Annotated in this window: 13 protein-coding genes; 8 read left to right on the forward strand and 5 right to left on the reverse strand. The window is 36.7% G+C overall.

Translation table 11 applies throughout. The annotated features are described in order from the left end of the window. Positions 1 to 37: 37 nt before the first annotated feature. The 6 genes from V6R96_RS09095 (at position 38) to V6R96_RS20765 (ending at position 4,865) form a co-directional block, all read left to right on the forward strand. Positions 38 to 547, forward strand: a complete 510-nt coding sequence (locus tag V6R96_RS09095) for an RNA polymerase sigma factor (protein WP_111960876.1) — start codon at positions 38 to 40, stop codon at positions 545 to 547. Then, complete coding sequence (locus V6R96_RS09100; protein WP_336379125.1) at positions 522 to 1,196, forward strand: hypothetical protein; 675 nt, start codon at positions 522 to 524, stop codon at positions 1,194 to 1,196. Before V6R96_RS09095 ends, V6R96_RS09100 begins: the two co-directional genes overlap by 26 nt. A gap of 65 nt (positions 1,197 to 1,261) precedes the next feature. Continuing rightward, entirely contained in the window at positions 1,262 to 2,542 is a 1,281-nt protein-coding gene (locus tag V6R96_RS09105) for a DUF4252 domain-containing protein (RefSeq protein WP_111960875.1), read from the forward strand. Positions 2,543 to 2,554: 12 nt separating this feature from the next. Further along, on the forward strand, positions 2,555 to 3,055 hold the full coding sequence (locus tag V6R96_RS09110) for a DUF4252 domain-containing protein (RefSeq protein WP_223560413.1): 501 nt from the start codon (positions 2,555 to 2,557) through the stop codon (positions 3,053 to 3,055). Between the two features lie 194 nt (positions 3,056 to 3,249). Further along, positions 3,250 to 4,710 carry an IMP dehydrogenase gene (gene guaB / locus V6R96_RS09115; RefSeq protein WP_111960872.1) on the forward strand — a complete coding sequence of 487 codons (1,461 nt, stop codon included), beginning with the start codon at positions 3,250 to 3,252 and terminating at the stop codon, positions 4,708 to 4,710. Positions 4,711 to 4,760: 50 nt separating this feature from the next. Then, positions 4,761 to 4,865, forward strand: a complete 105-nt coding sequence (locus V6R96_RS20765; protein WP_407934758.1) for a T9SS type A sorting domain-containing protein — start codon at positions 4,761 to 4,763, stop codon at positions 4,863 to 4,865. A gap of 61 nt (positions 4,866 to 4,926) precedes the next feature. On the opposite strand, the gene V6R96_RS09120 is transcribed toward V6R96_RS20765, so the two are convergent. From V6R96_RS09120 to V6R96_RS09140, 5 genes are all read right to left on the reverse strand, one after another. Next, the gene (locus V6R96_RS09120) at positions 4,927 to 5,124 is read right to left on the reverse strand and encodes a KTSC domain-containing protein (protein ID WP_111960868.1); all 198 of its coding nucleotides are present in this window, start codon (positions 5,122 to 5,124) and stop codon (positions 4,927 to 4,929) included. 95 nt (positions 5,125 to 5,219) lie between these two features. Continuing rightward, complete coding sequence (locus V6R96_RS09125; protein ID WP_336379124.1) at positions 5,220 to 5,903, reverse strand: T9SS type A sorting domain-containing protein; 684 nt, start codon at positions 5,901 to 5,903, stop codon at positions 5,220 to 5,222. 6 nt (positions 5,904 to 5,909) lie between these two features. Next, positions 5,910 to 6,500, reverse strand: a complete 591-nt coding sequence (locus V6R96_RS09130; RefSeq protein WP_336379123.1) for a tail fiber protein — start codon at positions 6,498 to 6,500, stop codon at positions 5,910 to 5,912. Positions 6,501 to 6,631: 131 nt separating this feature from the next. Continuing rightward, positions 6,632 to 8,494, reverse strand: a complete 1,863-nt coding sequence (locus tag V6R96_RS09135; RefSeq protein ID WP_336379122.1) for an AAA family ATPase — start codon at positions 8,492 to 8,494, stop codon at positions 6,632 to 6,634. A gap of 14 nt (positions 8,495 to 8,508) precedes the next feature. Further along, on the reverse strand, positions 8,509 to 9,579 hold the full coding sequence (locus V6R96_RS09140; protein WP_336379121.1) for a DUF4407 domain-containing protein: 1,071 nt from the start codon (positions 9,577 to 9,579) through the stop codon (positions 8,509 to 8,511). A 339-nt stretch (positions 9,580 to 9,918) separates the two neighbouring features. Between V6R96_RS09140 and V6R96_RS09145 the strand changes: the two genes are divergently transcribed. After that, on the forward strand, positions 9,919 to 11,487 hold the full coding sequence (locus tag V6R96_RS09145) for a T9SS type A sorting domain-containing protein (RefSeq protein WP_336379120.1): 1,569 nt from the start codon (positions 9,919 to 9,921) through the stop codon (positions 11,485 to 11,487). Further along, a complete protein-coding gene (locus tag V6R96_RS09150; RefSeq protein WP_336379119.1) occupies positions 11,488 to 14,880 on the forward strand; it encodes a hypothetical protein in 3,393 nt (1,130 codons plus the stop codon). Positions 14,881 to 14,884: the final 4 nt, after the last annotated feature.

Genomic DNA, 14,884 nt, shown 5'->3' on the forward strand with positions numbered 1-14,884 from the left:
TAAGATTTTAATTGTCTTACTAATAGAAACAAAACTCATGACCCAAGAAACTTTCAAGAATACGGTGTTTATTCTCAAAGACGAGATGTATCGTTTTGCGAAAAGATTCGTTATGAGCAGTGATGAGGCAGAAGATGTGGTGCAGGACCTGATGATTAAATTCTGGCAGAAGAAAGAAGAGCTGGAGAAGTTTGGAAATTTAAAATCCTATGCTTTGAAATCTGTCCGGAACGAATGTCTGAATCGGCTGAAGCACCATGATGTGAAGTTGGGATTTGCAGATTTGCAGCTTCACCGCTCAGAATTGTACAGCATGGACATCAATAACCTGAAGGAGCATATTATAGGTTTTATCAACCAGCTCCCGGAAAAGCAGAAAATGGTGATCCATCTGAAAGATGTAGAAGAATATGAGGTCTCGGAAATTTCCGAAATGCTGGAAATGGAAGAAAACGCAGTAAGAGTAAACCTGATGCGGGCGAGACAAAAAGTAAAAGAACAAATATCACAACTGATGAGCTATGAACAAAGATCAATTTCAGAATAAATACGATGAGATCTTCCACGATATAAAGGAAGAAAAGATGAACTGGAGTTTTGAAGATTTTCTTCAGAAAGCAGAAGGTGGGGCTGAAGGCTCCGAAACGAACGAGGCGCCCATCATTCCGCTCCAAAAAAATAAGCCTTCATTTCCGAAATGGTTTTGGATGGCAGCAGGATTAGTGCTTCTTTTCAGTGTTGGTTTTTTCTTTAATGATTACCGTACAGGGGTTATGGAAAGAGAAAAGCTGGTTAAAGATGAGGTTTTGAAGCAGAAATCAAAATTTATTGAAGAGAATAATGACCATCAGGAGCAGGTAGCGGTTAACCATACCGATTCCATTTCCGGAGCGAGAAAAGATTCTATCTTCCAGGAAAATTCAGTAGCGGAAAAGGATGTGCTGGATGAGATATTGCCAAAAAGAGGAAGATTGAAAAAAGAAACAAAACCGAAGTTCGTCAGTAACTCTTCATTCAAAAATAATAAAGCTTTAAAAGATTCTACCGGATATAAGGATTCTTATGTCATAGTTAACGGTAAAAGGATCGATAATGTAGATGAAGCTATCAATGTAACTAAATATTCATTCCAGATATTTGCCAATAACGTTAGTGAAAAGTTAGCTCAGCCTACAGTAGTAGACGACGATTATTAACAACAACAATAGATTATGCTCTGATCAGGTAACAATAATCAGCTTAAGAAAATAAAAATTGACTCATGAAAAAAATATTTATAGTATTCGCACTCGCTTTTTCCCATTTCTTTACAGTGTATGGGCAACGGGATAAGTTCGACATGCTTTTTGACAGGTACCAGGAGGTAGAAGGTGTAACCTCTATTAAAATTGCAAAGCCAATGTTCAGTATGCTGAGCAGCCTTGATATTGATGATTCCCAGCTGGATCAGATCAAGCCTCTGCTTTCGAAAATTAACGGATTGAAAATCCTTATTACAGAAAATCCGGAAAATATTAATACAACAGAAGGACGCAAAGTTCAGGATAATCTTTCCAGGCTCAGCAAAGATGTTTCCATGTATTTAAAAAACCTTAATTACAATGAGATCATGTCTGTCAATAATTCCGGATCAAAGATAAAATTTCTTTCTTCTGATGCAAAAGACGGAATGTTGGATGATCTCCTGCTTAGCATTGATGGAGGAAAAGGAGAAAATATCCTGGTCATGCTGGATGGAAAGCTTTCTATGGATGATGTGAATAAAATCATTAATTCCAGCGAAACCAAGACCAATACCAAGACCAATACAAGGAACAGCCTTACCTCTGAAAACAATTCCTCTTATCTTAACGGGGAAGCAAGAAATGTAGGCGAGTTCTCAGGAATTCAGGTAAGTGACGGAGTGAATGTGGTTTTCAAACAGGAAAGTCCTGCCAATGTAAAGGTAATCGCTGATTCTGATAAACTTCAGTATATCATTACAAAAGTGGAAAATGGAGTTTTGAAAGTCTACGTAGACAATAAGGGAACAAAGAATTTAAAGTTTAAAAACCTAAGCGTTAACATTTCCTCTCCAAGAATGGACAATATTAAAGCTTCTTCAGGAGCTAACTTTAATGTAGTGAACTCCTTAAAAGAAAATAACCTGGTTATTGATGCATCATCCGGAGCTAATGTGAAAGGAGACTTTAAGGTCTCTAACACACTGGATGTTGGAACTTCATCAGGAGCAGTGATAAGAGCAGGAATTACGGCGGGAACTATCATGATAAAAGCATCAAGCGGGTCCAATACAGCCTTTGAAGGAAAAGCAGATTCCGGAATAATAGATATCAGCAGCGGCGCTCTTTGTAAAGCTGACGATCTGAGGCTGGGTAACCTTGAAGTGGAGGCTACATCCGGGGCAAACCTTTCGGTAAATGTTTCCACAAAACTGAAAGTAAAAGCTTCTTCAGGAGGAATGGTGAAATATAGAGGAAGACCTGAAATAGAATCCAATATCAGTAAAATGTCCGGAGGTAATCTGAAACCTATCGATTAAAAAATGATAACCATGAAAACTTTAAAAAACATTTTTTTAGGAATCCTTACATTACTTACGCTTCAGTCATGTATTGTTTCAGGAAAACCTAATATGGACTTCTTTAAGCAGTCCGGGTATGATTTTAAAGGAGCAAGATTTGCCAGCTTCAATGTACCTGTATTTATGGCAAAACCTTTTATCAAGAAAGCTTTGAGAGAAGATGGTGAAAGTGAAGAAGTAATTGCTCTGGTTAAAAAGGTCTCAAAAATAAAAGTCATGACTGTAGATAACGGGAGTAAAGAAATGCTGAACGAATATTCCAGGTATCTGAATGACAATAACTTTGAAGAATGGGCAACCATAAAGCATAACGGTGAAAATGTCAATGTAAGGGTAAAGCAGAATGGGGAAACCATTAAAAATATGATGATTACTGTCAATTCAGATAAAGAACTGGTTTTCGTGGATGTGAAGGGAAACTTTACAGCAGATGATATTTCAAACGTAATTAATGCCGCTACAGATAAGTAACCACTGTTCATAAGTATGCATCATTAAAGATATAACAAGTAGTTTCATACTATACTAATTATTTTGTACAGAAAGGCCGTTCTTAATAAGAGCGGTTTTTTCATTTAAGTTATTGATTATTAAATTTTATTTAAACTATTGAAAAGGATTTTCATATCTCGTCAAAATAACCTAATTTTGCAAAGAAAGTAAAGATGTCTATTCATAACAAAATTGTAGAGACAGCCATCACTTTCGATGACGTTCTTCTAGTCCCTTCTTATTCAGAAGTTTTACCTAACCAGGTATCATTAAAATCAAGACTTACCGACAAAATTACGCTGAATGTTCCGATAGTTTCTGCTGCGATGGACACAGTTACTGAAGGAGATCTGGCTATTGCTCTGGCAAGAGTCGGAGGTTTGGGTTTTATCCATAAAAACATGACGATCGCTGAGCAGGCTGCACAGGTGAACCGTGTAAAACGTTCAGAAAACGGAATGATTTCTGACCCTGTTACCCTTTCTAAAGATCACACCTTAGCTGAAGCTAAGGAAACTATGGCCAAATATAAAATTTCTGGCCTTCCTGTAGTGGATGCAGATAATGTACTGATAGGAATCATTACCAACAGGGATGTAAAATATCAGGAAAACCTTGATATGAAGGTTGAAGAGATCATGACCAAGGAAAATCTGATCACTTCTGATAAAAATACCAACCTTGAGCAGGCTAAAGAAATTCTTCTTAAAAGCAGAGTTGAAAAGCTTCCGATCGTGGATAAAGACAATAAGCTGGTGGGATTAATTACCATTAAAGATATTGATAACCAGTTGGAATATCCGAATTCCAATAAAGATCACAAAGGGCGTCTTATCGTAGGAGCAGGTGTTGGAGTTGGAGAAGACACGATGGACAGAATTGCAGCATTAGTAAATGCTGGCGTTGATATCGTGGCTATTGACTCTGCACACGGACACTCCAAAGGAGTTTTGGATAAAATTTCAGAAATCAGAAAGGCATATCCGGATTTAGATATCGTAGGAGGAAATATTGTAACTGCTGAAGCAGCAAAAGACCTTATTGAAGCTGGAGCTAACGTTCTTAAAGTTGGAGTAGGACCCGGCTCTATCTGTACAACGAGAGTGGTTGCCGGCGTTGGGGTTCCCCAGTTATCTGCGATCTACAATGTATACGAATATGCAGCTTCCAAAAACGTAACAGTAATTGCCGATGGAGGGATCAAGCTTTCCGGAGATATTGTAAAAGCGATCGCAAGTGGGGCAGGAGCAGTAATGCTTGGTTCCCTTTTAGCCGGAACTGATGAGGCTCCGGGAGAAGAAATTATTTTCCAGGGAAGAAAATTCAAATCTTACCAGGGAATGGGAAGTCTTTCCGCTATGAAGAGAGGAGGAAAAGAAAGATATTTCCAGAGTGAGGCTAAAAAATTTGTTCCGGAAGGAATTGAAGGAAGAGTACCACACAAAGGAAAGTTAGAAGATGTGATATTCCAGCTGACCGGAGGTTTAAGAGCAGGTATGGGATACTGTGGGGCTAAAGATATTGAAGCTTTACAGAAAGATACTAAAATGGTTATGATCACCGGAAGCGGTTTGAAGGAATCTCATCCACATGATGTAATTATTACTCAGGAAGCTCCGAATTATTCTTTTTAGGATATTTAAAGATATATTATAAAACTGGCTGTACATAATTTGTACGGCCAATTTTATTTAAACCTACAAATAACCAACAGCTTGAAAAAGGAGTTTATATGGTTCAGATTTCCAATGGGAAAGATAGCAAAACTTCTAAACTGATCATTAAATAAAAGTTGGTCATACAAAATATAAATGCCTCCGGTACCGGAGGCATTTTTTATTATGATTGGTTCAGTTGATTTTAATATATTTAAATCTTCGCTTGATAACATTATTCAGGAATCTTCCCTTCGATTGGGCTTCTCTGAATTTTTCAGATATAGATACCGGAACCTTAAGGTAATCATAAACAGCCCCGGACTGATATACAATTCTTAATATTTCAGTCTCAGGAAAATAAGTATAGCTGTTGACAACACTTGAAGGCATGGAATATAACCTGCAAAAAATATTCCCCAAAATAGCCCTCAGAAATTCCGAAGGCTATATCAATAATCAAGTAATGCTATAAGACATTATAGGTTTTATTTTTTCACGAATTTAAATTCATGAGATTCAAAATTTTTAGTAGTAATTTTTAAAAGATATACTCCTGCAGAAAGATGAGATACATCGATTTTCTGATCAAACGGTTCAGACCCTACCAGCTGCCCATCCAAGTTATAGATTTGTGTCGTCTGCCCGGTATCAATTCCCGAAATACGGATAACATCTGAAACTGGGTTCGGAAAAATCTGAATTTTAGATTTTGTGACCTCCGATGTTCCCAATGGTGAGCTGTGTACATCCCCTGTCATTGTAGAATTGGTGCCAGTAAGGTTTCCTCCGCATTGCCCACTCGTTACGGCTGAATTTTCCACCCAGGTTCCAAACGTATTGCTTGGTGGATTCATACTGGCGTTATTTCCTGTTGAATTGTAATAAATAAGTGAAGGAGCAGTAAAGGTTCCGTTTCCTTCATCAGCGAGAAATTCCCACCTGGTAAGGGCATTGTTCCATTGAATTTTAAATTCGCAGGTCCCCAACCCACCACATGGCTGACCATCAACAGGTGTTGTAATGTAAATATTTTTGTTGAATGCATCAACTCCGGTTTTCGTGAATATAAAATTCTGGTTGTCAAATAGGTTATGACACCCATTGAAAGTAATGGTCTGTGCGGCCATCGTACTTCCAAGAGCTATTGCTAATAAGTATAGAATTTTCATAACTTATTAATTAAAAGATGGATAAATACCCTGTAAAGCTATGATACATCTCATTGTAACAAAGGGAGGTCTGTTTTCATGGGGTTGAGATCCTCCGGCTGGATTCACCATGGTAGCCTTCATTGTTGTATTTGCATTGGCGTCTGAATATTCCTTGTCTAAAAGTTTAGTATCTGCAGGGAGATTCCCTGTAGGTGTGTTTTGATTTCCTTCAGCTGTTACAGCATTTATGGTATGACTATGAATAGGCATCTGTTGCTGCGTCAGTGTAACAGTTTCACTGCCGCCAATTTCGCCTATTAAATAATTCTGCGAAATGCCTGGTCCCTGTCCCTGGGAAACTAAAACTCTTCCTCTCATATCAGGCAGCGCAAAATTAGTTGTTCCGTTTCCTCCATAAGTGGTTCCCAATAAGGAGAAAAGAGCCTGGTTTTGAGCTATAGGCAGGAGTTGTCCATTGCAGTCTGCCCATCCGTTTGGTGCCCTGTTGTAGGGTACAAAAGCAATCTGTCCAAGAAAAGGTTCATATTGTGCTTTTAAAGTAGAAATGAATGCAACGCTTATGAAAAGCGTGAATGCTAAAATTGAGTTTTTCATGATGGATTAGTTTAGTAGAGTAAAATTATAAAATATTCGGATAAAATAATCATATATAGAAAAAACCTCTCAGAATTGACTGAAAGGTAAGATGTTATTAATTTTAATTTCTATTTTTCTGGATTTTTTCTCTACTGGCCGAGCATCTTATGATACGTTGCAATATGCAGATGTCCTTCTTCTTTAATGCTCACCTCAAGTTTATGTTTTTTTGCGGTCAGGTAGATTTCTTTAGGCAGCATACTACCTTTTTTGCTGAGCTCAATGCTCATATCTTTCAAAAGATCTAAATGAAGAAGCAGATCTTCCCTCGTTTTTACAGCGAGATCCTGCATCAGTCTTTCAATTTTTTTATCCGTAATATCATGCTGCATACGATGCGGATAATCCTCCAGGCTATATGTTGCCTGATATTCTTCATCAAATCCGTATTTTCTGATATAATCGGTGGCAAGTATGGTAGCCTGCTCCCTGTCGTGGCTTCTTCCTATGCTTGCATTATTTTCTCCAAAAATGATTTCTTCAGCAATACCACCGGCCAGATAAATTTTAATCCTGTCAAGCAGGCTCTCCTTTGTATCATGGATCTGGTGCGGAAAGGTAAATCCTGCAGCATAACTGCTGGCTACTTTGCTTTTCAGCTGTAAAGGGGCAAAACCTGTATAAAGCATATAACATACTGCGTGGCCACATTCATGAACACTGATATTGGCTACTGCATCCTGCTGGCTGGATTGCCGTATACTGTCGATTCTTCCGGTATAAGGAATTTCAATGATACGTTTTCCTACTTTACCGGTGATTGTTTTCTGCTTCACCAGATAATCAATTTCAATGGTTTTGTCATCATTGATAATGGCTTCAAATAGAAATTTGCTGAGGTTTGTGTCAAGGATATCAACTACACTGCTGAATACCGGGCGCACACCCTGTACAGGAAATACTCCGTTTCTATAGATCAGCTCATTGATGCTTTTGCTGATTTTTAAGCTGATCCCAAATTTTGTTTTTGTCTTAGTTTTAAGATTGTTTATTTCCCTTTGGATAAGTTGCTGAAAATCTTCTGTCTTTAATGAAAAATAGATCAAATGGATATTTCCAAATCGTGCTACCTGCTCCGGACGGAATTTTCTTGACAAAGCATTTTTTATATCAACAACAGTTATTTTCTTTGTGAATGCATGATATATATTCGCATCTATATCTGCTTCGCTGGTTTCACGGGACATCTGAAAAGCTTCATCCAGGTTTCCGCTGATAATGATCAGCATTTTGCTGTAATCTACCGGCTCATAGATTTTTTTCTCTTTCTGCTTCTTCAGAATCAGCTTGATCATATCTTCCTCTTTCATATCGATGATACTCATCACATCATCTTCCATGCTGAGGTACTTTTTCAGTTCCTTGGCGTCCCAAAGATTCAGATAAGGATTTTCATCCATTTCCGTTTCGCCGTTTATCTTTCGCCGTTCATTTTCTTTTTTACGCAAAAGATAGGAGAACAGATAATGTTCAAGATCATCCCGTTCCCTTTTGCTTAACCTTCCGTCACTTAAAAGTTCCCAAAAATCAGTAAACTTTGTCTGTGGTACCGGAGTGCCGTCGGGATCGATTGTATTAAAACGCTGGATTTCATCAAAAAGAACGATGCTCGGTTTTTCATCACTGAGGCGGTTACTCTGGAAAATATCGGATACACTTTTACTCCATGAAGTTTCATCGCTGTTGCTGAGCTCTATTTCTACAAAACGATTTTGAAATTCCAGGAACCGGACGGTTTTTCTTACAAGATCTGTCTTTCCTACGCCCGTCATTCCCCACAGATTAATCACTACGGGACGGGTTAGGATTTCGGGCATCAGATACCAGATCTGGATGTATTCCATTAAATCATCAATAATCTTATCAATTCCGATGAATTCTTTTTTCAGGAATGCTTTACAGTCGTCCAGCTTTTTCTTTTTCTTCTGGATCTCTTCTTTATCAATAATCATGCGTGAAAAATACGCTATTTTTTTAAATTATCCTTAAAATCATCAATTCTGAAATCTGTCAGGGCATTTCCCTTTTCAATTTTTTCCTTAGAGTAAAGCCTGAAATCATTTTCTGTTTTTTCTAACAGGTAATCATAAGGCCCGACATGGGAAATTAATTTTACCAGAACCGGAGAGATTTCAAGACATATGAAAAGCCCCATGATAAAAGCGGCCGCCAAGCCTATAATTGCTGAGTTTTTGCCCAATTCATCCAAAGCCTGGAGTCTTGCAGCAAAACCATTGAATTTATCCTCAAAGGTTTCCGAAGATTTCCTTTCTGTTTCCAGGTTCGTATAAACTTTAGAGATCTCTTTATCTAAATATTCGACTCTGGGGGCATTCTGCTTCTGGAAATTTTCCAGATCCTGACGACGCTGTTCCTTCAATTCCTGCTTACGTTTTGCGTTAGGACCATAACCTTCTTTTCCACTCGTAAGCCCGGACTGTTTTCCAAGGATTTCTTTTTCAAGCTCTACAGCTGCCGAATCATAAGCTTTCTGATACTGTACGGCTTTTTCTGCAATCTGTTTTTTTTCAGTTTCAAAAGGACCGCTCTGTTTCAGGATTCTGCCGCTCATTTCGCCCTCAAGCTGTTTTTTATTTCTTTGAATGATGGTATTGAGTTGTTTGTTAACCTCTTTTTCAAAAATTTTAAGCTCCAGAGGCTTAGAAATAATAATTCCTAAAAATGTTGCCAGCACAAGACGGGGAATAGCCATTAAAATCTGATTTCCCCATGTTCCTGTTTTTTTGATGGAGGAAACGATGTAACGGTCTAAGTTGAAGATCATTAATCCCCACAGAATTCCGAAACCCACTGAAGTCCATATATTGTCAAATACAGTATACATGGCATAACCTGCAGATAAAGTGGCAAAAACGGCAGTAAATAATACAATTCCTCCAATTCCTGAAAATTTATTCCATTCACTCGGAGTCTTTCTTAAAATATGAATGTTTCCTCCGGAGCATACCATAAGAAACTTCTGGAACCAGTTTATTTTATGATTCGCTTGATTTATAGTTTGTTGGTTTGTTTTCATTAGTGAAAATTTATACAAATGTAGCACTAAAAATCATACCAATGTAAAAGATAGTATTATGTTTTGCCAAGTAATTAAGCGTTTTGATTTAATTGATTGATTTACATTATACTAATTGTTGCCAAATAAGAACGTTCAATAATCAATTTAAAATATTATCTATGATTTTAATACGCCACGTTCTGTCGTTTTGCCCAGATATCTTTGCCTAATACAATCAGCAAAGTGATAAAAAAACACTTTAAAGTGAAGAAATTATATTAAATCACATTAACATGACTTGATTGTGTTAAAAAACGTTAAATTTGCAAAATTATACGAACTAATATACATAAATAGATGAGAAAGCTCTACATGAGTGCATTTACGATGTGCACAATCCTGGGTCTGTCGGCCCAGGAAATATTATGGCAGAAAGACATCAAATCCTCTACACAGGATTTTCTAAGCCAGGTTACTACAACAATAGATCAACAGTATCTGATCACAGGAAGCTCAATTCAATCCAACCCTTCAATAGGCTCAGGGACCTCAAGTCAAAAGCAAAATAATGGCTACGATTTTCATGCGATAAAACTGAACCAGCAAGGTCAAGAGGTCTGGGAAAAGTTCTTTGCCGGAAACAACCATGATTATTTATCTGCAACCGTTGCTACACAAGATGGTGGATTTTTGATTTCTGGTACCTCATATTCAGGAAAGGGTCTGGATAAAAAAGAAGATTCCAAAGGTGGATCTGATATTTGGCTGATCAGATTGAATGAATTTGGAGACGAATTGTGGCAGAAAACTTTAGGATCAGCATCCGATGAAGAAGCAAGGTCAGTCATTCAGACGACAGATTTAGGTTTTTTTGTAGCTGGGAATGTTCAAAATTCAGCTAAGGGTTATGGTTCAAAAGATGTTTTGATTGTAAAACTCGATAAGGATGGAAAAGAACTCTCTCAGTCAGTTTTAGGTGGAAAAGGTTTGGATGAAGTGGAGAAAATGATCCCTACCAAAGACGGCGGAGCTTTGCTAGGAATCTATTCCAGAAGTGCTACAGGCGGCTCAAAGAAAACCGAAAACTTTGGTGAAGGAGATTATTGGGTGATCAAGCTTGATAAAACCGGAAAAACAGAATGGGAAAAGAATTTTGGGGGCAAAGCAGATGACCATTTAAGAACACTCGCCTTAACTGCTTCAGGCTATTTAATTGGCGGCGAATCCAGATCCGAAAGATCAGGAAATAAAACCGCAGGTATAGAAGAAGGCACCGATCTATGGCTGATTTCTTTAAACGAAAGAGGTGAGGAAATCTGGCAGAAGTCTTACAATTTTGGAAACAGGGATATTCTAATGGGAACGAGTGTAATCCAGAGTCAAGATTCAAGAGCCAAGAACCAAGATGTCACAAAAGGAATTCTTTTGGGAGGTTACACTCAGGCAGAAGGAAGGATTGAAGCCAATGATGAAACTTTCTGGATGCTGTATCTGAACCAGGATGGCAATGAGCAGTGGAGAAAACATGTAAAAGGAGAATCCAGAAAACGTGAGGAAAGACTTTCAGATATAAAGCTGAACAGAGATGGCTCCATTATCCTAGCAGGAACCAGTGCAGAAGAACTTGGAAAAGAGAACTGGAAGATTGTGAAGCTGGGAGATAAACAGCTTGATCAGTTGATTGAAAAGCAGGACATCAAAATTTATCCTAATCCGGTTTCAGACTATGCGTATGTAGAAATAGGCTCCCAATTTAAAGAAGCTGATATTATGCTGTATGATATGGGCGGAAGACAGCTTCAGAGTTTAAAGACTAAGAATAAGGTTACTAAGATTAATACTCAGAATTTGATACAGGGGGCTTATCTGGTTACCATTAAAACGGATACGAATAAAACGGCAAATGCTAAATTGATTAAAAAATAAATGATGAAGAATAAAATTATTTTATTGATGGTAGTTCATTTTATATTAACTATCTCTGCCCAGGTAAATGTAAAGTCACCAAATTTGGATGCGTCGTCGGTGTTTAAATTTACAGAAACTCCGGTTTCTCTAAACAATGGGTTGGTTAATATAAATTTACCGATATATATAATAAGGACAAAGGACCTAGTTATTCCTGTTCAGTTGGATTACCATTCAAGAGGAGTGAGGGTGGAAGATATAGCCTCAACAGTTGGAATAGGCTGGAGTCTGAGCTATGGAGGAATGATCAGCAGGCAAGCAAGAGACAGACCAGATGATTCATCAAACGGTTATCTGATTACAGACAGCTATACTAATTTTTTTACTGATATCCAGAAAAGAGCAGCAGTTTATAACCAAATGATGTCTTCACCTACTAGAGATTTAGTGCCTGATCAGTTTTACTTTTCAACTCCTAGCTATTCTGGAAAATTTATTTTTGATCAGTTTGATAAAAAAATTGTTCAGCAGCCTTTTAGTGATTATAAAATATCTTCAACTGCAACTCAAAATTCATTACTAAATAGTTGGACGATAGTAGATGAAAGAGGGAATAAGTTTTACTATGGAAATTTAGGAACACAATCTTTCAAAAGCTCACTTCAAGTACAAGGTTATATTCAAAATAATACACCTTCTCTTACCTACGCCTTAAATGGGGAGAATTCGGAAGATCCTTATGTAGATACTTGGTATTTAATTCAAATTGAAACTGTTAGTGGAGAGCTTATCAAATATAACTATACTCCGGATGAATCTTACTATTATAAAAAAGATTATGATAAGATTGTTTATCCTTGTATTTCAACACCTTGTGATCAGCCTACAAACTTAGGAGTCTATACATACTTTTCCAAGATCAATGAAAATAAATATATCCTGGAATCTATTGAGTTTCCTGAGGGTAAAATCAAATTTTTACCATCTTCTTCCAATCGAACAGATATTTTAGGTGGAAAGTCGCTGGATAAGATTCAGATCTATGATAGTAAAAATCATTTGCTTGAATACTTCCAACTCAATTATAATATTCAGGAATCTATCCAGAATCCTAATACAAATCCTTTACTAACCTCATTAGATGTCTCCTCAAGTAAAAGGATGTTTCTTAATGAAGCAATTCGTTATTCAAAAGAGAATACCGTTATTGAAAAATACCGTTACAATTACAATTCCACTCTGCTTCCGAACAGATTTTCAACATCTCAGGATATGTGGGGATATTATAACAATGCTTCTAATGGCAGTTATTTGCATTTTTTTGATTATAATGGGCATTTATCCAGTAATAGGGAGAGTGATGAGGAGAAATCAAAAGCAGGAATTCTGGAATCTGTAAGCTATTCTACAGGCTTAAAAACAGAATTTATTTATGAAAATAATCTTCTGAAGCCTACTTTTAGTATGAACGAAATACTTGGAACCGTAAATTCTCCTTATGAGACTAAATCTGAGCTTCTTTTAAAAGCAGGAGACATACTACCCAATTATGATGCAGCTACTAATTCATATTATAAAGACATTACGATAGACCCTCTAATGTATGATTCAGAAATAAAAATAACTTTTGACTATCATTCATTTACGGATCCTAATATACCTACAGAATGCAGCTATTATACGGGATGGGTTGAAAAAAATGGTGTCAGGGTCACCCTTTTTCCCAATATAGGAGCTAGTAAGACCATTGTAAAAGGTACTTCCAGCACCCAAGCACTCGCCGCAGGCTCCTCTTACAGATTAGGCATAACAGCATACGGCTGTTCATTAGAAGATGTAATTTCTAACCCTTCTGAAAGTGTATCATTAATTTTGGATTATAAAGTAGCGAGTACTAATGAAACTCTTTATTATGGACCTGGAAACAGAATTAAACAAATTAAATATTGGGATAAGGATCAGTTAAAAGTAAAAAAAACATTTGAATATAAGGGACCTACCGGACAAAACAGTGGAGATTTGTTTGGTATGAAAGAATATGTGGGTGTGGTAGGTATGAATGCTAATAATATTCCGATTTTAGATCCAAAAGGAGTTGTCGCTGGTTCAGTGAATTCCTCTTTGGAATCTAACAGTATGGGATACAGGTATGTAAAGGAATATGTAGGTGATTCTGTTGAAAATAAAGGACGTATCGATTATGAATTTACAAACTTTTCCGACGGAAGCAATTTTTTAAAGTATCCTTTTACTCTGCCAACAGATAATCAATGGACTAGAGGGTTATTAATCTCAAAAAAATATTTTGAGAATATTAATACTTCATACAAACTTTTAAGAGAAGAGTCCAATGAATATAAGTTTGGTGGTTTTGATACACCTTATGAGATCAGTCCAGCAATGGGGTTTGAGTTTGCAGACGGAGTAATTAACAACTACACTAAAAATAGAAATTATTATGTTGTCCCATTGGCTCATATTTATCAGAATCTTTCTCATCTTGTTAACAAACCTCTGCCGCACAGTAATTTTTTAATAGCTGACTATTCTGATAATCTTAAAATATATTATAAACCCTATTATTTTAACAGTGGTAAAATAGAAAAGTATAAAACGACAAGCTTTGATCATCTGAATGATAAGATCTTAACCTCTGAAAATACTTTTTTATATAATAGTAATTATCACTATCAACCTATTTCACAAATAACAACAGATACTGATAAAAAAGTAATTGAAACAACCTATAAATATTCTCAGGAAAAAGGAAATCAATATCTTGTTGATAAAAATATTGTTGGAATTCCTTTAGAAACTGTAATAACTAATAAAAAAGATATTCAGGATACAGGAAAAAGAGTTTCAAAAACTGAAATACTTTATCCATCATCTCAATCAGAAGCGGATACCAAAACATCAGGATTAGCTTTACCTTATGAAATACAATCCACGGATTTGCTTAATATAAGCACTAAAGAAATTGAATATCAAAAATATGATTCAAAAGGCAATCTCCAGCAGTACACAGCAAAAAATGGTATTTCAACAACGATCATCTGGGGGTATAGCAATACCCAACCAATAGCTAAAATAGAAGGGGCAAAACTTTCAGATATCAACCAGTCATTGATTGACAGTATCGTAAATGCTTCAGACAATGATGGACAGTTGAGTACTGATACGTCAGAACAGTCACTGATCTCTGCTTTAGATGTGTTCAGAAATAATTCTGCGTTAGCAGGTTATCAGATCAGTACTTATACTTACGATCCATTGATTGGAGTAAAAAGCATTACCCCGCCATCAGGAATCAGGGAACTTTATAAATACGATACAGCCAACCGTCTTGAAAAGGTGATCGACATCAATGGAAAAGTATTGAAAGAATTCAAATACAACTACAAAAACTAACACA

Source organism: Chryseobacterium sp. CCNWLW53 (assembly GCF_037083525.1).
Taxonomy (GTDB): domain Bacteria; phylum Bacteroidota; class Bacteroidia; order Flavobacteriales; family Weeksellaceae; genus Chryseobacterium; species Chryseobacterium lathyri.